At 47.8% G+C, this 23,891-nt stretch carries 20 protein-coding genes; 2 read left to right on the forward strand and 18 right to left on the reverse strand.

Translation table 11 applies throughout. The features are described from left to right. Window positions 1-159: 159 nt before the first annotated feature. On the reverse strand, window positions 160-861 hold the full coding sequence (locus tag AC58QC_RS23520) for an HD domain-containing protein (protein WP_497417519.1): 702 nt from the start codon (window positions 859-861) through the stop codon (window positions 160-162). Further along, the gene (locus tag AC58QC_RS23525; RefSeq protein ID WP_497417475.1) at window positions 861-1,895 is read right to left on the reverse strand and encodes a TrmB family transcriptional regulator; all 1,035 of its coding nucleotides are present in this window, start codon (window positions 1,893-1,895) and stop codon (window positions 861-863) included. The genes AC58QC_RS23520 and AC58QC_RS23525 overlap by 1 nt, the downstream gene beginning before the upstream one ends. A 196-nt stretch (window positions 1,896-2,091) precedes the next feature. On the opposite strand from AC58QC_RS23525, the gene AC58QC_RS23530 reads away from it, so the two are divergent. Next, entirely contained in the window at window positions 2,092-2,544 is a 453-nt protein-coding gene (locus tag AC58QC_RS23530) for a flavodoxin (protein WP_497417476.1), read from the forward strand. A 48-nt stretch (window positions 2,545-2,592) separates the two neighbouring features. Here AC58QC_RS23530 and AC58QC_RS23535 read toward each other — a convergent pair whose 3' ends face one another. The 16 genes from AC58QC_RS23535 to arfA form a co-directional block, all read right to left on the reverse strand. Next, entirely contained in the window at window positions 2,593-3,279 is a 687-nt protein-coding gene (locus AC58QC_RS23535) for an MgtC/SapB family protein (protein WP_497417477.1), read from the reverse strand. A 144-nt stretch (window positions 3,280-3,423) separates the two neighbouring features. After that, entirely contained in the window at window positions 3,424-4,113 is a 690-nt protein-coding gene (locus AC58QC_RS23540; RefSeq protein ID WP_497417478.1) for a response regulator transcription factor, read from the reverse strand. After that, a complete protein-coding gene (locus AC58QC_RS23545; RefSeq protein ID WP_497417479.1) occupies window positions 4,110-5,585 on the reverse strand; it encodes a sensor histidine kinase in 1,476 nt (491 codons plus the stop codon). Before AC58QC_RS23545 ends, AC58QC_RS23540 begins: the two co-directional genes overlap by 4 nt. 5 nt (window positions 5,586-5,590) lie before the next feature. Beyond that, entirely contained in the window at window positions 5,591-6,343 is a 753-nt protein-coding gene (locus AC58QC_RS23550) for a DUF2705 family protein (RefSeq protein ID WP_497417480.1), read from the reverse strand. After that, on the reverse strand, window positions 6,336-7,073 hold the full coding sequence (locus AC58QC_RS23555; RefSeq protein WP_497417481.1) for an ABC transporter ATP-binding protein: 738 nt from the start codon (window positions 7,071-7,073) through the stop codon (window positions 6,336-6,338). Before AC58QC_RS23555 ends, AC58QC_RS23550 begins: the two co-directional genes overlap by 8 nt. Before the next feature lie 94 nt (window positions 7,074-7,167). Beyond that, window positions 7,168-8,103 carry a hypothetical protein gene (locus tag AC58QC_RS23560; protein ID WP_497417482.1) on the reverse strand — a complete coding sequence of 312 codons (936 nt, stop codon included), beginning with the start codon at window positions 8,101-8,103 and terminating at the stop codon, window positions 7,168-7,170. Between the two features lie 595 nt (window positions 8,104-8,698). Further along, on the reverse strand, window positions 8,699-9,859 hold the full coding sequence (locus tag AC58QC_RS23565) for a Ger(x)C family spore germination protein (RefSeq protein ID WP_497417483.1): 1,161 nt from the start codon (window positions 9,857-9,859) through the stop codon (window positions 8,699-8,701). Further along, window positions 9,856-11,307: a spore germination protein gene (locus tag AC58QC_RS23570; RefSeq protein ID WP_497417484.1), complete on the reverse strand. Its 1,452-nt coding sequence runs from the start codon at window positions 11,305-11,307 to the stop codon at window positions 9,856-9,858. The genes AC58QC_RS23565 and AC58QC_RS23570 overlap by 4 nt, the downstream gene beginning before the upstream one ends. Next, the gene (locus AC58QC_RS23575) at window positions 11,307-12,398 is read right to left on the reverse strand and encodes a GerAB/ArcD/ProY family transporter (protein WP_497417485.1); all 1,092 of its coding nucleotides are present in this window, start codon (window positions 12,396-12,398) and stop codon (window positions 11,307-11,309) included. The genes AC58QC_RS23570 and AC58QC_RS23575 overlap by 1 nt, the downstream gene beginning before the upstream one ends. Before the next feature lie 309 nt (window positions 12,399-12,707). Further along, window positions 12,708-15,032, reverse strand: coding sequence for an RNA polymerase recycling motor HelD (helD, locus tag AC58QC_RS23580; RefSeq protein ID WP_497417486.1), 2,325 nt, complete (start codon window positions 15,030-15,032; stop codon window positions 12,708-12,710). A gap of 33 nt (window positions 15,033-15,065) precedes the next feature. After that, on the reverse strand, window positions 15,066-16,037 hold the full coding sequence (locus AC58QC_RS23585) for an ABC transporter ATP-binding protein (protein ID WP_497417487.1): 972 nt from the start codon (window positions 16,035-16,037) through the stop codon (window positions 15,066-15,068). Between the two features lie 32 nt (window positions 16,038-16,069). After that, window positions 16,070-16,861 carry an ABC transporter permease gene (locus tag AC58QC_RS23590; RefSeq protein ID WP_497417488.1) on the reverse strand — a complete coding sequence of 264 codons (792 nt, stop codon included), beginning with the start codon at window positions 16,859-16,861 and terminating at the stop codon, window positions 16,070-16,072. Beyond that, entirely contained in the window at window positions 16,858-17,634 is a 777-nt protein-coding gene (locus tag AC58QC_RS23595; protein ID WP_497417489.1) for an ABC transporter permease, read from the reverse strand. Before AC58QC_RS23595 ends, AC58QC_RS23590 begins: the two co-directional genes overlap by 4 nt. Before the next feature lie 678 nt (window positions 17,635-18,312). After that, window positions 18,313-20,322, reverse strand: a complete 2,010-nt coding sequence (locus AC58QC_RS23600; protein WP_497417490.1) for an LTA synthase family protein — start codon at window positions 20,320-20,322, stop codon at window positions 18,313-18,315. 98 nt (window positions 20,323-20,420) lie between these two features. Then, window positions 20,421-20,753 (reverse strand): c-type cytochrome, encoded by a 333-nt coding sequence (locus AC58QC_RS23605; protein WP_497417491.1) that lies wholly within the window; start codon window positions 20,751-20,753, stop codon window positions 20,421-20,423. 188 nt (window positions 20,754-20,941) lie between these two features. Next, window positions 20,942-22,453, reverse strand: a complete 1,512-nt coding sequence (gene arfA, locus AC58QC_RS23610; RefSeq protein ID WP_497417492.1) for an arabinosylfuranosidase ArfA — start codon at window positions 22,451-22,453, stop codon at window positions 20,942-20,944. Window positions 22,454-22,621: 168 nt separating this feature from the next. Here arfA and AC58QC_RS23615 point away from each other — a divergent pair, with 168 nt between their 5' ends. After that, window positions 22,622-23,527: an ArsR/SmtB family transcription factor gene (locus tag AC58QC_RS23615; protein WP_497417493.1), complete on the forward strand. Its 906-nt coding sequence runs from the start codon at window positions 22,622-22,624 to the stop codon at window positions 23,525-23,527. The last annotated feature ends 364 nt before the right edge of the window (window positions 23,528-23,891 follow it).

The following is a 23,891-nucleotide window of genomic DNA, read 5'->3' on the forward strand; positions in this document are numbered from 1 at the left end:
CCAGTTATTCTTCGTAAACAGTAGGAGCCTGCGAAAATAATAACTGGAAGAAATCCAGTTATTCTTCAGGGCCTGAGGAATAACTGGCAGTATCTTGTACTCCCTGCAGCGTGAGAAACCACAAAAAAGAGAGCCATCACTGGCTCTCTCCCGACAAACTTATCGCTCGCCTTCCCACTCGGCATAAAACTGCTGCAGATAGAGCTCCATGAAGCGATGCCGCTCCTCCGCGAGCTGCCTCGCGTAGGCCGTATTCATAAGCTCCTTCAGCTTGAGGAGCTTCTCGTAAAAGTGATTAATCGCGGTGTCATTGCCTCCGCGATACTCCTTCTCCGTCATGTGCTCGCGCGCGATGACGGAAGGATCATGGATCGGGCGGCCTTTCCAGCCCGAATAGGCAAACACGCGCGAGATGCCCACCGCGCCAACCGCATCCAACCGGTCGGCATCCTGCACGACCTGGCCCTCAAGCGTGCGCATTGGCGGCCGCGCGCCGCCCTTGAACGACATCGTGCTGATAATCTCCAGCACGTGCTCCACCTGCGCCGCCGGCGTGCCGCTGGCGGCAAGCCAAGCCTCCAGCTCGCGCTGAGCCGCGGCTGGATCGGCGTTCAGCTTCTCGTCGACAACGTCGTGAAGCAGCGCCGCTAGCTCGCAGACGAAGCGATCAGCGCCCTCCTGGGCAGCAATGCGTTTCGTCGTCTGCACCACGCGATAAATATGCCACCAGTCGTGGCCGCTGCTATCGCGCTCCAGCTTCTCCTTCACGAGCGCTTCCGCCGCGAGTAGTATTCGCTCTTGATCTTCTACTAGCTCATGCTGCTTCATTTCTTGATCTTCCATTTCTCCTTCATACCGCATCATTTCTTCTTTTTCCTCTTTCCCTGTCCTGACTTTCCTTGTTCAAACGTTCCCTCTACAGACTTCCCTTCACTTAACTTACTTTCTCCAGTCCTCTCGCGTAACTTTCCTGACTCAAGCTTCTCTTCGCCGAGCGCCTGTTCACCAGCTACACCCTCATCGTGACTTCCCAGCTCTCCCGCGATTTCATTCTCTGCATGAAGCTTAAGCGCAATCATTTTGCCCTCGTCCATACGCTTCGACTCAGGCACTTTCCCATCTATATGTTTCTGTATGATTTTCTTGAAATTTCTACCGTATTTATCCTCGAGCTTCGCGCCCATATCCTGTTGAAGCTCATGCAACACAACACTACTGCAAAAATGGTTATACAGCAGCTCCACCATCGCAGGATGTTCGGTTAACATCGCAAGCGTTGGATCTTCCCCGCCACGTGTGCCAACAACAGCCAATTTACGATCAATGAGCATCGCAAATTTCCGACCCTCATGACCCTTTAAACCCTCGCTCCGTTTACGCGCAAAAGGATAAAAACCAGCGCCCGATTCGCGTGTCGGCATGACGATTACACGCACGCCTTGCGTTGTCACCGCGCGAATGTCCTCCTTCAGCAGCTTGGCTTCTTCAGGGGACAGATCACAGAACACCTCTTCCTTCGCTTTCCTCAGCTCCGAGCGAACACGCTCAATAACCTTGGCGTCACCTTCCAAGCTGAAGTACTCAGTCCGATGCGCCTCTTGCTTCGGCAGATGCTCTTTCACATAGCGGATCGAGGCTTGCAGCTCCGCTTCCATTCGCTCGCCGATCTCCTCGATCGGCACGCTTTGATACACGGTGGGCTCACCGTGACTCGTGAGCACTGCGCCCTTCTCCGCAAGCTTTTGCAAAGCTGCGTACACGTTCGAGCGCGATACGCCAAGCCCCTTGGCGATTTCGTAGCCAGTTTGCGTGCCGCTCACGGCAAGCACGTGCAGACACTTGGCTTCCAGATCTGTGAAGCCGAGATTTTTCAAATGCTGTAGAACATTCTCCATGGCGCAGCCCCCTTCATATCCCTATTGTAGCACGTTCTCTAGCCTAGTCGTATCGGGTTACAGAACGAACATTTTAATTTTTATATTGACAATGATAATCATTATCAACTAATATGATGGGAGTTAATGGATGGGGTGAAGGATGCACCATCTACCGCCATGTTCCGCCAATAACATATCTTTTAGGAGGTCTACCATGTCCAAAATTATCATCGTATACGCAAGCATGTCAGGGAATACAGAAGAACTCGCCGAGGCGATTGCAGCCGGTATTCAAGAGGCAGGTTTCGAGCCTGTTCTCAAAAACGTCATGGATACTAACGCCAGTGAGCTCGAGAACTATGATGGTATTCTACTCGGGGCTTATACGTGGGGAGATGGCGATTTACCTGATGAGTACGAAGATTTCTACGAGGAAATGGATGATGTGAATCTACAAGGACGCAAGTTTGGCGTATTCGGTTCTGCTGACTCCTCTTACACGTATTTTGGCAAGGCAGTGGATACACTCGAAGAGAAATTAGCCGAAATCGGTGGGGAAAAAGTATTTGATGGCTTCAAGGTTGAGCTTAATCCGTCCAAGGATGAGAAACAACAGTGCCACGAGCTAGGTATCAAATTCGCAGCAGCTCTGGGCGTTTCAGCCTAAATGATAAAGACCGGAAAGCAGCCCTTCGGCCACGATCCGGTCCCCTTCTCACAACGTTTCTACTTCAGCGATCTCGATGTACTCCATACTCTTCATCTCATCATACACTTCTGAAGCATATTTCCGATCCACATACACGATGAAGTTTAGCTCCTGCAGTTCTTGGTTCAATTCTTTGATATGAACACTTTTCATTTTGTACCCTTTGGCAATAATCGCTTTGATGATCGTCGTTAAGTTCCCATCATGTGAAACAAGCAGACGTACGCGCAAATCTTTCATGATTAGCGGTCTTGGCCCCATTTTTTTAATAAAATAAGGCAATACAATTACGCTAATGAGAATTAGCAGAAGTCCGAAAAAAGCTTCAACATAGAAACCCGCTCCAACCGCAATCCCAAGACCCGCAGCTCCCCAGATCATCGCAGCCGTCGTCAACCCGATAATGACATCATTGTGCTTGCGCAGAATAACACCAGCTCCGAGAAAACCGATCCCACTTACCACTTGCGCAGCAAGCCTCATAGGATCCATCACATGTAAACCAGCAACAGCATACTTATTAGCAGATTCGATGGACACGATGGTCAATAAGCAGCTGCTTAGGCAAATGACAAGCGAGGTCTTAAGTCCAAGCGGTTTATTCCTAATCTCCCGTTCCAAACCAATAATCAATCCAAAAATAGCTGAAATCCCTAATTTCATCAAAATATGTAGATCCACAGTAAAATCCATCGTCGCCTACTCCTCTTGTTAAGTAACCTTTACATTATCTTAACAAAGTAACGAAGTAAATAACCATTTGATCATTTGGAATATGTTTATGCAAACAACCAAAAAGCCTGAGATGAGTTAGGCAACTCCCCCAAGCTTCCCTTTTTAGATTCGGAAACGATAGCCCGCTCCCCATATGGTTTCTATATATTGTGGATTCGATGGGTCCTGCTCCACTTTCTCGCGCAGTTTGCGGATATGTACGGTCACAGTTGCAATATCACCCATAGCTTCCATGCCCCACAAAAGGTCAAACAGCTGCTCCTTGCTGTATACCCGATTCGGATTCATCGCAAGATGAGTCAGCAGATCGAATTCTTTGGTCGTGAACATAACCTCTTTGTCATTCACAAACACGCGTCGCGCTGTTTTATCAATCATCAAACCGCGAATGCGAACCTCATCGTTCTTCGCCTCGCGACGCCCCATTAACCGTTCATACCGGGCCAGATGAGCTTTCACCCTAGCCACCAGTTCACTTGGACTAAACGGTTTAATCATGTAATCGTCGGCTCCAAGACCGAGACCGCGTATTTTGTCGATGTCTTCCTTTTTAGCCGAAACCATGACGATTGGAATGTCTTTCACATTACGAATGCGCCGGCATATTTCAAAGCCATCCATAATCGGGAGCATAAGGTCAAGTATCACGAGATCATAGTCTATCGTCAGTGCCCGCTCCAGCCCACGCTCGCCGCTCGTCTCTATATCCACTTCGTACCCGTTAATTTCCAAATAATCCCGCTCTAGCTCGGCTATGCTTTGTTCATCTTCTACGATCAAAATCCGACTCATGCTTCGCTCCCCTTCCTTTGATGGAGTGGCAGGGCCATAAACACAGTAGTGCCTAGCCCGAGCACGCTCGTTGCGCTAATGCGCCCGCCATGCTCTTCAATGATTTGCTTCGCAATCGCAAGCCCTAGCCCGCTGCCTCCTGTTGCCGTATTGCGTGACGGATCTGCGCGATAGAACCGGTCAAAAATATGCGGTAGCGCCTCCTCTGAGATACCCTGACCGTTATCCTTGATTTGAATAACCGCGAAATCGCCTTGCGTCATCACACTTAACGCGATCTGGCAGTTGCCCTCTTCACTGTATTTGACTGCATTCTCTATAATGTTCAGAAGTACGCGTCTAAGCTTATCACGATCTGCTGTAACCAATATCGGCAATTGTGGCAGATCTGAAAGTGTAAACTGGACCCCTTTTTTCTCCATATCAAATTGTAATTCCTGCGCACAATCCTGCACGTAGTTTCCTAGATCGACGGTTTCGAATTGAAACGGAACCTTCCCCAGATCCAGCTTGGAAAATAGAAACAGCTCATCAATCAGCCGATCCATATCCGCCGCTTTGTTATAAATGGTACGAATATACTTATCTAGCTTATCCGGCGAATTCGAAACGCCATCCATGATGCCTTCGACATAGCCTTTGATCGCGGTGACCGGCGTTTTCAAATCATGGGAAATATTCGAAATGAGTTCTTTGCGATTCTCCTCATACTGGAGCTGAAGCTCTACGGATTTCTTAAGTTTACGTCGCATTTCTTCAAAAGCGACACTGAGCTCACCAAGCTCATCGTTTCCGTGTGGAACAATCTCAAAGTCCAGATTCCCCTCTTTAATCTCCTCTGTTGCGCGTTTGAGTGCTCGTAGTGGCCGAATAATGCTGCGCGAAACGAAATAAGTCAGCACGCCATTCGTTGCGATGAGGATGAACAAGAACGTTAAGAACACAGATTTGGAAAACTGATGTAAATATTTCTGAAAAGGACCTCCGTCCAGAAATACAAATACGGTGCCTTTACTTTTATCGGAAAATAAGAAATCCTGCTGCCTAGTTATCCACAGAGAACCTTGATTGCGCTGGAACTTCCCTGAAGATGTGCCGAAAGCCGGCAGCTTCGCGGTGTCCCCCGCCTCCCCCTGCTTAATGTAAGGAGAGATATAGCTGATGGCTTGATCCTTACGGATAATTAGACCCATATTGATTTTGTGGAAGCGCTGCTCCAAATCCTTCACAAACACTTCATCCAGGAAAGCATCCGGATCTGTGTCGGTCTTCGCCTTCATATAGGCGACATTCTCCAGCTCCTGGTCGACAACACGCTTAATCGGATTGCCCTGGGAGAAGTCCACTTGAAAACCGGATTTCAAGCTGCCGAAGGTGGCGATGCTGATGAGAATGACGGCTAGCCCAAAAAGCACAAGCGGTACAAGCAGCATGGCAATATAGGACAGGACTAGCCGTACGCGAATCGACATCGGGTTCAGAGCTCCTTTTTATCAAACAAATAATAACCTGCTGTAAAAAATAGTATACTGCACGCTATCAAAAACATAAAGATCGACATAATCTTACTTGTTACGATCGAACCGCCAACCCATAGCATATGCCAATCCATGTAAGCTGTAGGCGAATAGGTTGCAATCTGCGGCAAGAAAAAGGCTGCTACTTTAAACGCTAGATACAGGAGAATGCTAACTGTTAACGCAGAGCTGCTGCTTGAGAAAAACTGCGCTAAGCATACCGCTGCGATACTCAGAACGAGAAGGGGTACGAATGCGGCGCAATAAGCAAGAAGCCATGTGGAGATCGTCCCTATGCCTCCGAAGTGTTGAAATAGGAAAGCCGAGAGCACCGACGCGACGAGGGCAACGACTAAATACAGTGCAATATAAATGGCAAGTGCCAGTTGTTTGGAAGCGAATACTTTGAACCTGGAGAGTGGCCGGGTTAGAATGTTTTTCATCGTGCGGTCCCCCATCTCACCAGAGAACACATCCGCTGCACCCATGAATACGAACAATGGCAGGAAAATACTCGTGAACAAGCCGAGCATCACGATAGGGAAATCCTTCGCGGCGATCGCGCCGATGCCAATCCCATGCTGAAACCTCGAGAGCAAGATGCCTGCTAGGATCGGGAGCAGCAAGGTTACGGCTAGGAAGAAAATGGTTTTCTTTTTGTAGGCTAGTTTCAGCGTCTCATTCCAGACGTTAGCTGTTAAAATGCTAGGCATTGGCGGCAAGCCCCCTGACTGCTTGAATTTCACGTAGGTAGGCCGCTTCCAAGGATGGACTGCCTTTGATCAAATCGGAAACGAGTCCCTCACGGACGAGCTTTCCTTGATGGATAATGCCAATGCGATTGCACATCAGCTCCATTTCGTGGATAAGGTGAGAGGAAATTAAGAACGTAATCCGTTCCTCGCGCGCTAACCGCAGGATGATTTCACGAATGTGAACCATTCCCTCAATATCGAGACCGTTCGTAGGCTCATCGAGAATGAGAAGTTCCGGCTTAGCCAGCATCGCGGCCGCTAGTCCGAGCCTTTGCTTCATACCCAGCGAGTAACCCGCTACCTTTTCATGCTGAAAAGGGGTTAAGTCTACGATTTCCAGCACTTCGTCTATACGCTGCTTGCTCACCTCTGGGTACAGCCTCGCTGCTTGCTCCAGATTCCTTCTGCCGCTCATGTAGGTGTAGGCTTCTGCGGTTTCGATCAAAACGCCTACCTTCGCCATCGCTTGCTCATACTGCGTTTTCACGTCGTAGCCGAACAGCTTTACCTCACCCTGCTGCGCTTGAGATAGGCCTGTCATGATCTTCATGACGGTTGTTTTCCCCGCTCCATTTGGTCCAAAAAAGCCATAAATATCACCGCGTTGCACGGTCATAGTCACTTGATGGATGCCGCGCAGGTTATTGAATATTTTCGTCACATTGTTCAGTTCAACGACGTGCTTCACACTGTTTCCGCCCTTCAAAAGGAAATGAGGAGGAGGGCCGAGGTTGACGGCTCCTCTTTGGTGTTTCTTAATTCCTAGTGCTTGTTCTTTGTTCTTAGTGCTTGTCGCCCCAGCTTTTGTGGTTGGACATTTCATCGAATTTCACGTTCTCTACTTGCTTGCCGCTTAAATCTACGGTATCCGGTGTTGTTGAGTTCAAGCTTGAAAGTGTCATGTCAATGCGCAGCACAACATCATGTTCGGCACCTTGCGCATCTTTACCCGACAAATGAATTTGTGCAGACTGGCTCGTAATGTGATCATCGCTATCCACGCTTGCATTCACTTCCACTTCATCCATCGAGATGTCGGAAGAAAGTTGCGGCAGGCTGTTCCTTAGTGTCGCGAGGTCGATCCCCAGCGTATTGGCTTTGGTTGGCATTGGCTCATCTTTGGCCATCACACCATGTTTGATTACGAGTGAACCCACGGTGTTCACAACTGGAGAGATTTGGCTGCCGGAGAGCTTGAAATGAATCTCTTTGCCGTTTCCAGCTGCTTCGTCCATCGTGACATAATTTTTCAGGTTACCGACTAGCGTATCCACGACATTTTCCACTTCGCTGATGGTTTGTGGGTCTGGAGTATGATTGCTTTTGTTATGTCCTTTGAATTTCTCTGGCCCTCCGTCACCTTCAATGACTTTGTATACGTCTGAATCGGCTGTTTTAATAATTTGCTTGCCGTCTTGGCTGTAGAATTGGATCGTTTGCTGTTCATTAGTGCCACTAACTACATTCACTTGTGCACTTCCAACGTGATCGGCTCCGCTGGTTTTAATCGTCGATTTCACTTGTAGCAAGGAAGCTCCGTTGTCCTGTAAGGAAACATTGACTTGGCGCGTTACGTTCTTGATTGTCGCTGTTTGTTTCACGGCTGATTTGAAAGCTTCGTATCCGGGAGCTTCACCCACACCTGCATATACTGAGGTCACTAGCATCATGCTGCCTACTGCTACACCTAATCCCAACATCGCTAACTTCTTATTCATCTCGTCCTGCCTCCGCGTAATTCATACGCTTTCTCTAATTTGGCTGCGCTACTTGCGCTTCCATATTGACTATCTTAGCCCTCAAGAGTTAATTGCCCCTAAAGCGCCTATTAACACCGCCTAAAACAATTCTTAAATTTTTCTAAACTGAGTGTGGGAGGGTGCAGGGATTAGCTAGTTGGCGGGTTGGACGGGGGATAGTTGGTGTTTAGTGTGGTAGAAGTAGCTTGGGTTGGGTTGGCAAAGCTAACACCACCACCAGATTAACTGGAAAACCTCCAGTTATTTTACCGATTTTCCCTCTAAAATGAACTTTAGATGGAAAACATACAGTTAATTTCTAGAAAATCGCCTAACAAGCTAAAATCGGCCGGAATTAACTACATAAAATCCATTTATTTCGTTTTTCGAAGGAAAACTGGCGAATTTAGATGTATTTTTTCCAGTTATTTGTAATTTCAGACTTGAAGTGCATGCTTATGATAGATGTGGGAATGAGGTGGGTTTTGCGGTGACGCATAACTATTTCGTATCCTCCCCACAAACCAAAAAGGCCCCTCCTCGATTATGCCTTCGGAGGTTAGCCTCTAGATTGTTAATATTGTTTCGTTTTCTCATTCATCTTGAGCATTCCAGAGTGGAGAATCTTCACCTTCACAGAGATGTTACCGAGTTCATAGTCAGTTAGCGGCTTCTCACCATAATTGGTTAGTTTTGCCCATGCTTTGGAATCATCTCTATACAACACATGCTCCAAAGCGAATACATCAATTCCTCGACTTTTTCCAAGCTTAAATGTCTGCTCGACTTCCTCCGTTATTTGTTTGGATATTATTTTTCCCAACTCAATCTCATCAATTTCATCAAATATTTCAGTAATGGCAGCTGGTGCTTTAATCTCAATATCGAAAATGGTTTGTTCTCCATTCGCCCGTACCTTGATATTAGCTTTCGGTCTAATAGTAACGTTTTGAGCTGCTTTACCTTCCCTATACACAACCATTGGGGTACGACTCGTATGTTTATTCAACCATCTTGCACCATTTAATTGATTTTCGGAAAACCATTCTAAATCATGTTGTTTGTTTAGCGAATAAGCACCGTTCACTCTTAGTTTTGCATCTGGTTTTTCATTTTTCTTCCATACCTCTTTTTCGATGTCCAACGAGGGAAGCATCACGGTATACCCAGGCTCCCGTATTCGGGAAACCAGCCCAAACAAGCGATATGGGTTAATGTAAGAGCGTTGACGATAGTTATCTACCGGTTGCATTAAAATAGAGCTCATCGGCGAGACATTGAAGAACGGGATAACGGAGAAAATGGCCTCAATAGACTCGTCCGTACTATACACCCATTGGGTGAATCTCGTTTCACTAAACCGAATCGCACCGTCTGTAAATTTGCTAATGCCCTGATTTAACGCATCTTTAGAAAACAAATAGGCGCCGACATGCCCCCAAAAAACACGCTGCTGAGATGTACGATAAAGCTTACTGAACGCTTCACTAACGGTTGCTGCTTCTTCTTTACCTACCCAAATCAAAGGCGGTTGCGACGACTGACCACCTTCTTGTTTCGCCACGCTAGCAAAATCCAACATTTGGCCATATACAATGTATTTCCCATCTTTAAAATCAAAGCCAATCGCTGTCATGTAGTTCGTGTCTTGAATCGTTTTCAAATCCCAACAGCCCGTTAGGCTAATTAACAATACTACGCTCACTGCCAATTTCACCAAAGCTGTTTTCATCATGACGGTTCACTACCTTGCCTAGTATCATCCTGCGTCTTAAGCTCAAGCGGCCTTCGCTTAATCTTTTTCCAAGCCTTAGTAAATAAGGATGTGATCATTTCCCCAAAGAGTGGCGGTGAAAGCGGTGTGAGATAGGGTACTCCAAATGACTCAAGCGTCGACATAAAAAGAACTAGCCCCATGAGAGAAATCATAAATCCGTATATACCGAACATGGTGGAGATCAACAGAATAACAATTCGTAAAACCGTAATGGTGCCGGCAAGAGATTGATTGACCAGTGTATACATCGAAATCGTGGACAACGCAGTAACCACCAAGGTAGTGGGACTTGTAATCCCAGAGCGTATTGCCGCGTCCCCGACAATTAATCCACCTACAACGGTTACCGTTTGTCCAACCACTTTGGGCAAACGAGCGCCCGCTTCTCGGAACAATTCAAACAACATCAGCATGATAATAAAATCCATTGGACCTGATAAAGGTAAGCCTAATCGTGAAGAGGAAATCGTGGCTACGAGTTGATACGGAATTTGGTCCAAATTAAAGCTGGAAACCGAAATCCATAAGCCGGGTAGCAATACAGAAATGAGCAAACCGACTAATCTTAGCACTCTCTCGAAAGCAACATAATAGAAGGGATTATGGACATCTTCAGGGGAATTTAAAATATAGGTTAAGGTAACTGGTGCAACGAGAACCATCGGCGATCCATCCACGATAATCGCAAAGCGACCGCGAAGTAAGCTATCGGCTACAAAATCAGGTCTCCCTGTATAATTCAGAAGAGGAAACATCGAATAGGTTCGCCCAGATAAGGCATCCTCGAGCTGCGCGCTGCTTAGAACCGCATCGACATCAATCGATTGCAGTCGGTCTCTTGCCTCTTGAATGATGGACTCATTCATGACATCACCGAGATACAATAAGGCAACTGCCGTGTTGCTTTTTCTTCCTAATTGTATCTTTTCACAGCATAGGCTCGGTGTGGCCAATCGTTTGCGAATTAAGGCGATATTCGTGATCACATCTTCCGTAAATCCATCACGTGGACCTTTAATCGAGGTTTCCGTACTAGATTCCTCTGGTGAACGGTTCGGAGGTGCGGCAATATCCAATGAATAAATAGCTTGGGTATTTTCAAAAAATAAAATCAACCGTCCCGCATACACAGCTAATTTCATATCATCTATGACGTGATTACCCGTGAACTTGACCAATTGCAGCATCGTACTCAGATCAAGAGCGTTTTCATTTTGATAATAGTCACTATCTATAAAAGCCTGCAGCTTAGGCAGCACGAGCCCATCGATCACATCAGTTCTTACCATTCCCTCGCAATACAACATCGTAACACGCTGAACCATCCCGCCCTGCTTGACAGGGTATGTTTTCAAAATAACGTCGTCCGAAAGAGCAAACCATTCACGGAAATCTTGCTCATTCACTAGGCATCTTTCTCCTTTCGCCGTATTGGCAGCATCGCAACTACAAGCAGGAACAACAGCAGCAATAAGCCGACAACAAACATATACAAATAGTAATAGTTTTGCAGCCATAGCACCATTTGGTTGTCCGATATGGGAAACATGCATAGTCCAAGGAGACCTAAGCTGATCCAAGCAAGGATCTTCGTTCTAGTCGATTTCTTCTGAACTTTCATTATATCCACACTGATGAACATCAATATCGAGGTACGCATGCAAGACCCTGAAATCCATTGAAAGATAGATAGGAAATCCAAATGGGAAATATATTTCCCTAGCGTGACCATTCGCCATTGCTCAAAGGCTGGATACCTTAAATCCGCTGCTTCGAAAGGACCAAATATGGCAATTGCCCCGGTTAGAGGACCGATGGTAAGCCCTATTACACATGTCGTTAGAATTAGTAAGGCACGCAAACGAATACGCGTCCGGACATGGTGCTGCATGATGAGAACACTTAATATTTCGAAGGATGCACTGCAGGTCAATAACATACTCATGATTGTGGGACCATAGCCATGTGTAAAAAGCGGTGTGAGCAGCGTGTAATCCTTATATTGAAAATTAGCCCCCATAACAAAGTAACCAAGAACAACAACGGCTGGTAATAAGATGCCTGCAGTAATCGCAATCGCCTTAATTCCTTCTTTTGCCGCAAAAAAGCAGAATATCATAAACATCAATACAATCAAAAATGGGGGGGTTCTAGGCAAATAAGTGATGTGTGTCCACATCGTTACATCTCTGATGGTGACGATGGCGTGTGTAAAACAGATTAGAATAATGGCAAATTGAACAAGATACGCAACCCATTTTCCGACTCTCATTCTGATCCAGTCGATTAAGTTCCCCTGCTTGGATCGTCTAACCAGGAAATAGACTAGACAAGTCCAGACAAGCAAAGGAATAAGTGCAAGAGAAGCTCCTAACCAGGAATCCCGCTTCCCATAATGCAGCAGTACGGGGATGAGAAGGACGTGATTCGTAATCGCGATCGAAATGATCACAATTATATATAATTGTAGTGCAGTAATCTGATTCTTTACTAGCATAAGGTTCTCCCTCTTTGGCATGAGGTGGCCATACAATACAGTTATCGTTAAGTTCTCCCGTAACTGGAAAATTATGCGTAAATACGCAACAAAGCCGCCCCCCTAAGACCGGGAGGCGGCTTATACAGCCAATTGCTATATTAGAATGTTGCCAATATAATAACCAACAAAATGTACAATACCAGAACAACTGCTGTGCTGGAGTATCCAACGTTAGACATGGTTAGTTCCCCCTTCCGCCTGCTAAACCTGATCTTGATTGCTCCATGTATTCTATGTTAGGCAGGGCGGATGGGTATGGACGTATGTCTATTTATGTGGAAGAAAAGGGGTTAATTCACCTAGATAACAAACATCTAGATAATGAAGAGCCCGGGTGCATGCCGTGTAAAACAGCTTGCGTTCCTTCGCCTCCGCGTAGACAGCCGCCCCGGCATCATAGAGAATAACCGCGTCGAACTCGAGCCCTTTGGCGAGGTACGCCGGCAGGATCATCACGCCTGCTTCGTAGTGCAGCGTATCTTTGCTGATCCGCGCGAGGTCCGGCAGCAGCGGCTTCAAGCGTCCGTGCGCGCGCTCCGTCTCGCGCTCGGTCTTGCAAATGATCGCGACGGAGCTTGCGCCGCCATCGCGCCTCATGGCCGCCGCCTCTGCCACGAGGCGGATCAGCTCTTGCTCGCTAGCTGCGCGCAGCAAGCGAGGCTCTTCGCCGCTGCGGCTGAACGGTTCCACCGGTTCGCCGCCCGGCAATACCTGACACGCGAACTCCGTGATTTCGCGTGTCGAGCGGTAACTCTTGACGAGGCGGATCGTCTCCGTCTCGTCCTCCCCCATCAGCTCGCTAATCGAGCTGTAGCCTTGCTCTTGCTGTGCGGCGCTTGTGCTGGCGCCGGCACTTACGAGCTCGCTCACGTTCGCATTCGCGTGCGTAAAGATCCCTTGATTCCAATCGCCCAGAAGTGTGAAGCGGGCGCGTGGAAACAGCTTTTTCAAATACGCATAGTGGAACGGTGAATAATCCTGCGCTTCATCGACAAGACAATAGCGAATCGTGCCCACGCGCAGCTGGCCCTCGACAAGCCCCTTGAGATACACGAGCGGAGTTGCATCCTCGTAGCGCAGATGACCTTGCGTGAGCGCTACCACTGTAATTTCGCTTATCGTCGCCCAGGCTTCTGGCAGAGGCTGACCAGCAAGCTTCACAAGCTCCTGTTGTAAGCTCGTATCCGTAAATAGGTCCACGTACATGCCGAGCACATCCACATAGGCTAATTTTTGCGCTTTTTCCCTGAGCGGGGTGATGGCTTTGTGCGCTTTGACACGGCTCATTTTCTTCATCTCAGGCTCTGTGCCCATATACTTCGGTTCCCGTACAAGCTTGCGATAGAACCGCTTCTGCACATCAGCTTGAAACACGTCGAGCCTCTCCAGTATCCACTCCGACAACTGCTCCATTCGCTCTCCGATAGCAAGAATGGAGGGCTTGCCGTAGAAGCGCTCACTCAGCTCAGCCCCCGTGATCAGCACCTTTTTGCCCACAGCTAAATCAACGAATCGGATCCCGCCCTGCTTCAGCTTATCCCCGTAAGCTTCAATCACACTCAGGAAAGCCTCGGAGGTTTTGTAGGTAATGCTCTGCAACCTTGCTGCGTATCCGGGATCCTGATCCGTGCCTGTCAAAATAAACTCCAGCTGATCATACGGATCCTCCAGCTTCAGCCCCGTATCTGTTAACTTATGCGTCAAATAATCCTGAAAGGTCGTTTGCTGCATGGTCGCTTCCCCCAGCTCTGGCAGGACGCGTGATACATAATCGCTGAACAGTGAATTCGGCGAAAAGAGAATCATGTTATCGGCGCTAAGCGTCGTCCGATACTTGTAGAGGAGGTACGCGATGCGCTGCAGCGCAACGGACGTCTTGCCGCTGCCCGCAGCGCCTTGGACGACCAGCACCTTGTGATGATCATCGCGGATGATCTGATTCTGCTCACGCTGTATCGTCGTAACGATGGAGCTCATCTTCTCATCCGCACTGCGGCTAAGCATCTTCTGCAGCATCTCATCACCGATCGAGATACCCGTATCGAACACATCCTGCAGCTCGCCAGCCTTGATGATGTATTGACGCTTGAGCCAGAGCTCGCCGCTGACATCCATCTCTGGCGTCCGATATGTCGCCGGGCCTGGCGGATAGTCATAGAACAAGCTGGCGATCGGCGCACGCCAATCGTAGATGAGGATTTCATCGGTTTTACTATCGATAAAAGACGTTAAACCAATATAGATTTTCTCTCTATCCTGTTCGCTCTTCTCTTGAAAATCAATACGGCTGAAATACGGTGCATCGACGACACGCTCCAGCTTACGCAGTGCATCCTGCGCCAGCCGATAGCTGCGTTCTTGCCCTTGCAGCACATGCTCCTGCTGAGCCATACTCGCTGCGGTTTCAATCAAATCATCGTCATTGTCTGCGTTGACGGAGATATCGTCCCAGAAGCTTCGACCAATGGCCGTCGCTTCCGATCTGCGGTCATCCACCGTTTGGCGCAACTCAATAATGCGCCGCTGAATATTGGCTCGCACCACAGAGACGCGCTGCGCTTCCTTCTCTCGTTCTTCATTGCCTATCGCCATGGTCTCAGTCCACTCCCAAGTGATTTCTTTATTTTAAATGTAAACGTTTTGAATGACTTCTTCAAATTCCGGTTCTTCCATATGTACATCGTCCATATCGCCCCAGCCACTCACAATGCGCAGCACATCCATCGCTTTCAGCTCTTGCCGATTGCAAGCAATCGTCAGGAGATTGGCATCTTGTTCTACCACACGGAAAGGCAAGTCCCAGCTCTCCGGTACTTGAATTTCACCGTGATAGGATACCTTCATCATCGTTGGTAATCCAATGCGTTCTCTCAGCTTGTCTATGGAACCATCATAGCCAATTTGCCCATGATTAATGACGATCACCCTAGGGCAGAGCTGCTCAATATCGTCCATATCGTGCGTCGTGAGCAATATCGTCTTCCCGAAATCCCGATTCAACGTTTGCAGGAACCCCCGAATATTCCGTTTGGCAACGACATCCAAGCCGATCGTAGGCTCATCCAGGAACAAAATATCCGGATCATGCAGCATCGAAGCCGCCAAATCCGCACGCATACGCTGACCGAGGGAAAGCTTGCGAACGGGGGTATCTAAGATTTCTTTTAAATCGAGCAGCTCCGTCAACTCACCTAACCGACGGCGAGCCTGGGCCTCCTCAACGCGATACATCGCAATGAGGATTTCATAGGAATCCTTTACCGGAAGATCCCACCACAGCTGGCTTCGGTGCCCAAAAACAACACCAAGCTGCCTAACTACCTGCTTCCGTTGCTTCTGCGGGCTGCAACCATGAATCAGAACCTCACCAGAGGTGGGGTGCAGGATGCCTGTGAGCATTTTAATCGTCGTCGACTTTCCCGCCCCATTAGGTCCAATATACCCGACGAACTCGCCGGTTTCAATCTCGAAGCTCACATCACGCACGGCTTCTTTCTCTTTATATTGTCTGGAGAATAGGGTTCGGATCCCCGAGAACTTCCCTTCTTGGATGACGGGGGCTTGAAAGGTTTTGCGTAAATGCCTAACCGTAATCATAGCGTACTTTCCCTCCTTTTTATAAAATGTGATTAACTGCCTGTGCTTTGATAACGTGAAAGTCCTAGCTTCCAGAATCGCATGGCTAGCCACAAAACGGCTATGGAGACCGCCAACGTGCCTAGCAACAGCTCTACCCCACCTTGATGCCTGAGCACATAAAGAGCAGGAATATAATTCACGAAGCCTACCGGAACGAGTACTAGCAGTGCGCCTTGCAGCCATTTGGGATAAATGCTAAGCGGATAACGAGCCGCTGTTTGGGAGGCGTCCTCTGTCATATTTTGCAGGGACTCAATACGTGTGAGCCAAAAGCCAGCTGCCGCCGTCGCCAGCCCAATCGCGAATAAAATGACCGCGCCTGTGAGGATGATGAAGCCGGTCAATGGGATGGCGCTCCATCCAATTTGTCCACTAGCTAGCAGCGCTTTCATCGAAATGAAGAGGAGGATCAGCCCCTGGCCGATTTCAGCAAAGAGAATCCTTGAATTTTGTGTCATCAGGGCAAGCAGCACAGGAACTGGTCGAATCAGTATCGCATCCAAATCACCGGAAACGAGATACTTTTCGAGATGATGCACGTCGGAGGCAAGTGTGCGATAAATGGCTTTGGAAACCATCATCACCCCATATAAGTAGCTCACCTCGTACAGCGTCCAGCCATGTATATGACCAAATTTCATCATCACCAGCGCCACCATTAAGAATTCAGAGATTTGAATGAACGAAGCCATGATCGTTGAGAATACAAAATTGAACTTATACTGCATACGACTTCGCAAACTTGCTTTAATGAGCAGCATAAACAGCCGAATCGAGATCATCCGCCCTGCACCTCCAGTTTCCTGCGAACCACCCCAGTAACGGCCAAGCAGACACAAGTAAACCCGATGCCCCAAAGAAGAGCGCCGAGCACAACAGTTCCATGTTCAAGTTCGAGGTAGACACGCGTCGGGTAATAGAGTAAATAAGGATAGGGCGTGTACGAGCTGATGGTCCGGAGCCAGCTTGGCAGCCATTCCACGGGGATAAAAAAGCCCGATAACAGCATAGCGAACGAATAGTTGACCCAGTAAAACCAACGGGATTCAGTCGTCCATAGGGCGGCTACACCAATTAAGTAGTTCATACAGATCGAAATATAGGAGGCCGTGACGAGTGAGAGCGCTGTCCATCCATACACTGAAGCGTGCTGTGGAAGCTGTAAGGAGAAGATGAAAATGTAGAGGACATAAATCGGAATGCTTTTATATAAAAATTGATACCACACTTGGCCCCATTCACGGCTCATCGCTTGATAAAATAAATGCACCGGCCGCATTAGATCGACCGCTATTTGACCCGTCCGAACCGCTTGCTCGAGTCCGAGTCCATTCGTCGTAAACTGTGTAATCCACAGAATCGCTTGGTTAAAAGCAATATAGCTCACGATTCCATGAGCACCGTACTCGCCAAGTGATGTGTCGTTGCCTAAGCCCATCCAGATGCTGGCATAAATAAAGCCGAACACCGCGCTTACTGCGTTATGCAGCATATGCGAGCCACGGTACTGCAAGTTTCTTGCGTACGCCTTGCGCGCTAGAACCGCGAAAAGCATAAAACACCTCCTGTTTTGTCGTTCAAGATCGGTTAGCCTTTTCGTTTCGTTGTCGTGCAGTCGCCGCGTAGAGACGGAATCTCATATTACCAAAATAACCCTGTTGCTGGCAACAGTTATTTCTGGGGTAGATTGCGGCTTTGTTTAACTGGAAAAAGTCCAGTTAATTTGCTGCGGTGAGCCGTGAAATCAAGATTTGAGCAGGGTGCTGCTTCCTGTAGGCGAATACGGTATTCCTGGATTCAGTTCTATTGGATAAATACAGTGTTTACCCATAAAATAGTGTGAAATCTCTGGTTTCATTGGATTTATCCACTAAGATAGCTGAAAATCGCCAATGAAAGCGATTATACTTTAGTGTTGATTGGATTTATCCAATCAAACTCATGATTTTGTTCCATTTCATACCAAGACAATGGATTTATCCAATGGGTGCGGGCGTCGGTGGTGGGTGTCCAAGCGACGGTGTGGGCGTAAGTGCGGGCGGGTGTCCATGCGTCGGTGCGGGCATTGGTGCGGGCAGGGGGCCGGGCGTCGGTGTGGACGGGGGGCCGGGGACGGGTGGGGGCAAAAGTGTGCAGGGGCGCAGGTGGGCTTGAGGCACCCCTCACCTAAACATCAAAAAAGCCGCCTCTCAAGTATCATCTACTTGAAGAGACGGCCTTTGATCAAATCACTCTACTGCGTACTTGCCGGCTTCGCGTCCTCGCTGCCTTGAGCCTCGGACTTTGCAGCGTCCGTGCCGCCAAACTCGGCATTGTAGTCTGCTTGCGTACCCTTGGTTAAATAATCATGATCCAAGTAATCAGCTAAGTACTGCTTACCGAACATTATGTCGTACTGCACGTTCCTATAATCATCGATGAGGGGTGCCGCAGATTCTGGCGTAGTTGCATGCAGCTGCCCGTCTTGATCGACGATCAAATTACTAAGCAGACCTGGCACTTGCTGCGCCAACTCGGCATCCAACGCGAAATTCGCTGGTTTTTCCATATTTAGCATATCAAGGACATGAGCCCCTAAGAATGAATCGCTCAACAGCGGTACGTCCTGCTTCGGCATATCGAAGTTGGACCATGTCACAAGCGGGATGCTGTGCATCTTCTTGATTTCTTCCAATGACCACTTATTAGCATCGCTTGTTGAGATGAAGCCTGCTTCCTTATACACCTGATAATCCATGCCTAGCATTGGCAAATGGTCACCATAGAATACGATCATTGTCGGTTCATCGGAATCCTTGAAATGATCGATCATCATTTGCAAGCTTTGATCCGCGTCATGCGCGCCTTGCGTGTACGTTTCTAGAATACTTTTCGCTTGCGCGGAAAGATCACCTGTTGCTTTGATCTTATTTTCCCCATAACGAGGATCATCATACGGACCGTGATTTTGCATGGTTACCGTGTAGATAAACATCGGATTTTCCGTTTTATCCACTTCGCTCATCACGTTTCTGGCGACCTCAGCATCAGAGATAAAGTAACCTTTCATTTCCGGATTCTCGAAGTGCTCACTGCTCTTAAAGGATTCAAATCCTAGTTCCTTATACACCGAGTTACGGTCCCAGAACCAACCTTCGTAAGAGTGAATCCCCATGCTTTTGTACCCTTGATCGGCAAAATAACTCGCCAAGCTTGGAACTGGCTTCGAAATATATTGCTGGTACGGAATGGATCCGCCTGGCAAGAAACTCATTGAATTCCCCGTCAACACTTCAAATTCAACGTTACTTGTACCACCGCCATATTGCGGAGAAAGCAAATAACCCGTGCTAGACTCCTTCTGCAAACGGTGAATCGTTGGGAGCGGGTCCTCACTGAATGTGACATTTGTGAGCAGGGTAGGATCCCAGAAGGCTTCGCTCATGACGAAAATGACATTCGGCTTCTTCCCTTCTGCAAGGGTGGCTTTCGCTTTTTTAACGCCTGCATCTTTCTGCACCGCAGCCTCCTGAATAGTCGCTGCAGCCGAAGCCAGTGCTTGCTCGCTGTAGGTGTCAGGCTTCTGAACGATCGAGTTTTTCACGTTAAGAGTGAAAGCCAGTGTGAGACCATTGTTCGCATAGTTCATCTTTTGATCCCAAACAATTTCATCCACACCCGCGTGGTCTAATACTTTACCTGCTAACGGTGTTTTGATCCCAAATGCATACAAGGCGTAGAGCGAAAAAAGCCCTAAACCGATTCGAGCCATTACTGGTATCGTAACACGCGGGATCACCCATCTAAGTGCCAGCACGATGAGAATTGCAGCGGCAACAGCAATAATCCGGATTAACGCGGCTTTACCAGTGACTAACGAGGCAATATCCATACTCTCTTTATTAAGCAATATATCCCAAGGGAAGAACGGCTCCCCGATCATTTTCACTTTCATATACGAGATAATTGCCATCAGACCGAGAATTAAGGTCGCGATGGAGCCAGAGATTGCCAAGGATCCTACGAGTGCATAAGTGAAGGCCAGCAGACAAAAGGTTAGCCCCACATTGAGCATAAATAAAGGTTGATTACCTGTAATCCACTGTATGGTTTCAGGTAGATTACCACGTTCAAGAAACTCCATACCAACGACAGACAAGATCGGTAAACCGATCATAAATAAAACTAGTGAAATCGATGCTCCCAGACGGCTTAAGCTCTTCTTACTCGAAAGACGCTTCCGGGGCTTCAAATTCAAGTGCATCTTACATCACTCTCCTCATGCCCCTATTGTAAATGTCAAATGTGAAGGAATTATGTAGCTTACCTTAAAGGAACCTTAAGCCTCCCAGCTTATTCCAATCATTTCAATCCGGCCAACCAAGCTGCAAGTGCTTTCAATTCCTCTTCCTTCATGGTGACCTGAAACGGCGGCATCCCGCCACCACCCTTTTGTATCCGCTTTACGATTTCAGCTTCATCGAGGCGCTCTCCCACTTTTTGGATGTTCGGGCCTTGCCCGCCCTGTAATTGATTACCATGACAGGAGATACAATAATTCTGATATAGCTTTGGAACATCTACTTTAGTCGAAACGCTCGCACTCGGTGTCACCGATGGCTTATCTCCACATGCTGTTAGGCCTATAACTGCGACCAGCAGCAAACCACGCATCCAACTTACTCTCATCTTCATAGCGACGAAACTCCTTCAATCTCATTTCTCTCATCATACCAAAGTATGGATTAGAAAATAAAGAAGAGCCGCGGCACCATCACATGGGTAACCTCGTTTATCAATCACACTCGAGGCTTCTCCTATGATTATTATGGGGCAAAACGCGGCTTTTTATAGGTGTACCTTTGAATTATAATTTCGTATTTTTAAGCTAATTGAAGGCGGATCACATTCCAAGATGCCTTCCCTAAGACGGCTTCCACTTGCCCATTCGCTGTGATGGTCGCATTCCCTGCGGAATGTGGTTTAACCCGGTCTGGCACTTCTAAGGTATTGGATGCCTTGAGATCCTCATGCTCCAATACGATGTGCTCTTTGATTTGGAAGCCAACGAAGCTGCGAAGATCCATCTCTAGTGGGAGTGCTTCCGACAGATGGCGATTCACTGCAAAAATGGTCAGTTCTGATGTTTCTTCATTATGTACGGCAACGGCTTCGAGATAAGGTACATCCGTATAGTCCTTTGCATCATACTTCGGTGACTTAATAAGCGGTACGAGGACTGTTCCACGGCCAAACACACTTGCATGCAAATAAGGATAGTAAATCGTTTGCTTCCAAGCCGCGCCACCATTAGCGGTCATGATCGGAGCGATAACGTTAACCAGTTGCGCTAAGCATGCCATTTTGACACGATCCGCACGTTTGAGCATGGAAATCAACATACAGCCTACCAGAAGAGCATCTTCATGGTTGTAGATGTCCTCTAGTTGAGGCGGAGCGATGGACCAAGGCTCGATCTTTCGATCCGCATCGTGCGAGTGGTACCACACATTCCATTCATCGAAGGAAAGATTGATTTTCTTCTTACCGCGCTTTTTCGCTTGCACGAAGTCGGCCGTAGCGATCACCGTATGGATGAATCGATCCATGCCTAACGATTGTGCCAAGAAATTCGCAGAATCTTGCTCCCGATTGCCGTAATATTGATGGAGTGAAATATAATCAACATGATCGTAAGTATGTTCGAGAACAGTCGCTTCCCAATCTGGGAACGTAGGCATTTTCAAGGTTGAGCTGCCGCAAGCGACAAGCTCGATCGAAGGGTCGACCCATTTCATCACTTTCGCTGTCTCGCAGGCAATACGGCCATATTCAACGGCGACTTTACTGCCTATTTGCCAAGGGCCGTCCATTTCGTTGCCTAAGCACCAGGTTTTGATATTATGCGGCTCACGGTACCCATGAGAGATTCGCAAATCGCTCCAGTAGGAGCCTCCCGCGATGTTGGCGTATTCAATAATGTCCCTTGCCTCATCGGGTCCGCGAGTTCCCAGATTCACAGCCATCATCGCATCCGTGTTCGCTTTGCGACACCAGTCCATAAATTCATTGAGCCCAATCAGATTCGGTTCAATTGTTCTCCAAGCGAGATCAAGGCGCTTTTTGCGCTGATTTACAGGTCCGATGCCGTCCTCCCACTTGTAGCCGGAAACAAAGTTCCCTCCGGGATAACGTACAATCGGCACATTCAGGCTTTTGACTAACTCCAGTACATCTCCCCGAAAACCTTGCTCATCGGCCTGCGGATGTCCAGGCTCATAGATCCCGCCATACACTGCACGTCCCAAATGCTCAATAAAGGAACCATACAAACGCGGATCCACTTCTCCTATTTTGAAATCCTTGTCAATAATCATGCTAGCCTTCATGGACATTAAGCTCACCTCATTATATAATTAATAAAAATATAAATTAGTTAATATAATTATTATGTATAGCTCATATTAAACAATAAAAAAAGATGAAGATCAAGACCTTTCACCCGTTTTTGATGCATTCACATTTATATTAATCGGACCACTACTAAACTGGAGTTGATAGGCATGATTCACACGACAACAGACCGCAAATGGCTGCCTTTGTATGAAGCGCTGGCTAGCGATGTGCGGCTTAACATATTGGAATTATTAGCTGAAGAAGAAATGAATGTGAAGGATTTGGCTAGGCGGCTTTCGCTGAGCAGTGCCATCGTGACCATGCATGTCAAAAAGCTGGAGACAGGCGGACTCATTCATACGAAGCTCGTTCGCAAACAAGGCGGCACGCATAAAATTTGCACATTAGCCCTCTCACGCATCGATGTCCAACTTCCCCAGTCAAGCGAGCAGCAGCGATTGTTCAACGAAGTGTCTATTCCAGTAGGCCACTATACTCGCTTTGAAGTCCATCCTACCTGCGGTTTGGCCTCAGACGAGCGTTTGATCGGCCAGTTCGACGATCCTCGCTTTTTCTTTGAGCCGGAGCGCATGCATGCCAAAATCCTTTGGTTTGCCAAGGGCTTTGTCGAATATCGTGTTCCCAACTATATGCTGCCTGGTCAAACCTTGGAGGAGATTGAAATCTCGCTCGAAATCGGCTCGGAAGCACCAGGTATCGCAGCCAATTGGCCGTCCGATATTCACTTTTATGTGAATGACACCCTGCTCGGCTATTGGACAAGTCCTGGTGATTCAGGCGATGGCCGCGGCCAGCTTACCCCGTCATGGTGGTCGGACTACACAAATCAGTATGGTTGGTTGAAGATACTCCGCATCACCGAAGAGGGGACCTTTCTCGATGGACAGCAACTCTCCACGGTCACGATCCAGAACCTCCCCATTTCCCGTAACGAGTGGACATTACGGTTAGAAGTACCCGAACATGCTGAGCATGTCGGTGGATTGACGCTGTATGGGGAAGGCTTCGGCAACTACAACCAGGATATTCGATTTCGGACTTACCGGAGGTGAGTGCGTGAGAAACACCACATGCTCATTGGATAAATACAGTGAATTTCTTCTATTTGAGCAAGAAATCACTTCTACAATGGATTAATACAGTAGAGTGACCTCAAATCAGACTAAAAAGACCTAAATTGCTCGATTTCACTGGATTTGTCCAATTAAATCCCTATTTTTGGCGACTTATAAGCGTATACATTGGATTTATCCAATGGGGAGGTAGAATGTTTGGTGGCTTTGGTGACCACAATAAGCCTACAACTTGAGATCACCAGTAGGGGGAGGGCTTTGGTGCCACTTGAGATCACTAACAGGGGAGGGCTTGAGATCACCAGCAGGGGGAGGGCTTTGGTGCCACTCCCTCTAACCTTTT

It is taken from the genome of Paenibacillus sp. J22P51, assembly GCF_059692215.1.

Bases quoted from the DNA above. Each gene is read 5' to 3' on its own strand.
- AC58QC_RS23520 (WP_497417519.1), bottom strand. From the start codon at position 861: ATGCGGTATGAAGGAGAAATGGAAGATCAAGAAATGAAGCAGCATGAG.
- AC58QC_RS23525 (WP_497417475.1), bottom strand. From the start codon at position 1,895: ATGGAGAATGTTCTACAGCATTTGAAAAATCTCGGCTTCACAGATCTG.
- AC58QC_RS23530 (WP_497417476.1), top strand. From the start codon at position 2,092: ATGTCCAAAATTATCATCGTATACGCAAGCATGTCAGGGAATACAGAA.
- AC58QC_RS23535 (WP_497417477.1), bottom strand. From the start codon at position 3,279: ATGGATTTTACTGTGGATCTACATATTTTGATGAAATTAGGGATTTCA.
- AC58QC_RS23540 (WP_497417478.1), bottom strand. From the start codon at position 4,113: ATGAGTCGGATTTTGATCGTAGAAGATGAACAAAGCATAGCCGAGCTA.
- AC58QC_RS23545 (WP_497417479.1), bottom strand. From the start codon at position 5,585: ATGTCGATTCGCGTACGGCTAGTCCTGTCCTATATTGCCATGCTGCTT.
- AC58QC_RS23550 (WP_497417480.1), bottom strand. From the start codon at position 6,343: ATGCCTAGCATTTTAACAGCTAACGTCTGGAATGAGACGCTGAAACTA.
- AC58QC_RS23560 (WP_497417482.1), bottom strand. From the start codon at position 8,103: ATGAATAAGAAGTTAGCGATGTTGGGATTAGGTGTAGCAGTAGGCAGC.
- AC58QC_RS23565 (WP_497417483.1), bottom strand. From the start codon at position 9,859: ATGATGAAAACAGCTTTGGTGAAATTGGCAGTGAGCGTAGTATTGTTA.
- AC58QC_RS23575 (WP_497417485.1), bottom strand. From the start codon at position 12,398: ATGCTAGTAAAGAATCAGATTACTGCACTACAATTATATATAATTGTG.
- helD (WP_497417486.1), bottom strand. From the start codon at position 15,032: ATGGCGATAGGCAATGAAGAACGAGAGAAGGAAGCGCAGCGCGTCTCT.
- AC58QC_RS23585 (WP_497417487.1), bottom strand. From the start codon at position 16,037: ATGATTACGGTTAGGCATTTACGCAAAACCTTTCAAGCCCCCGTCATC.
- AC58QC_RS23590 (WP_497417488.1), bottom strand. From the start codon at position 16,861: ATGATCTCGATTCGGCTGTTTATGCTGCTCATTAAAGCAAGTTTGCGA.
- AC58QC_RS23595 (WP_497417489.1), bottom strand. From the start codon at position 17,634: ATGCTTTTCGCGGTTCTAGCGCGCAAGGCGTACGCAAGAAACTTGCAG.
- AC58QC_RS23600 (WP_497417490.1), bottom strand. From the start codon at position 20,322: ATGCACTTGAATTTGAAGCCCCGGAAGCGTCTTTCGAGTAAGAAGAGC.
- AC58QC_RS23605 (WP_497417491.1), bottom strand. From the start codon at position 20,753: ATGAAGATGAGAGTAAGTTGGATGCGTGGTTTGCTGCTGGTCGCAGTT.
- arfA (WP_497417492.1), bottom strand. From the start codon at position 22,453: ATGTCCATGAAGGCTAGCATGATTATTGACAAGGATTTCAAAATAGGA.
- AC58QC_RS23615 (WP_497417493.1), top strand. From the start codon at position 22,622: ATGATTCACACGACAACAGACCGCAAATGGCTGCCTTTGTATGAAGCG.